At 66.2% G+C, this 331-nt stretch carries 1 protein-coding gene; it reads right to left on the bottom strand.

What is annotated here, in order from left to right; genetic code table 11:
- A partial coding sequence (locus J0A65_RS26715) for a hypothetical protein (RefSeq protein WP_206597193.1) occupies nt 1–242 on the bottom strand: 242 nt, incomplete at its 3' end.
- Nucleotides 243–331: the final 89 nt, after the last annotated feature.

Raw genomic sequence — 331 nt, 5'->3', positions numbered from 1 at the left:
AGCAGGCCGGAGCGTGGATCGCTGATCTCGGCACGCAGCAACTGGCCGTCGTAGCGGCCCCTGAGGGTCAGGCTCAGGCTGCGGTTCTCCACATATTGCCCCTCCACCTGATCACCCTGCTGGTGCAGGATCAGCTCGGCCGGCTGACCGTCGAGCGTCGTCCGGTAGTGGCCATCGAGTTCGCCGGCACGGGCGCCGAGACACACGGCGACGGCCAGCAGGAGGCAGAGCGCTCGAAGCATGGGGATGACCTCTGGGCAATTGCTGCAAGCCTAGCTGCTGGCATCGTGCCGCGAGCGTCGTCGCGCTATGTTTTCGTCGGCGTATGCAG

It is taken from the genome of Bowmanella yangjiangensis (assembly GCF_017255015.1).
Classification (GTDB): domain Bacteria; phylum Pseudomonadota; class Gammaproteobacteria; order Enterobacterales; family Alteromonadaceae; genus Bowmanella; species Bowmanella yangjiangensis.
The sequence above is the reverse complement of the archived record's forward strand: the minus strand, read 5'-3'. Positions and strand labels throughout refer to the sequence as shown.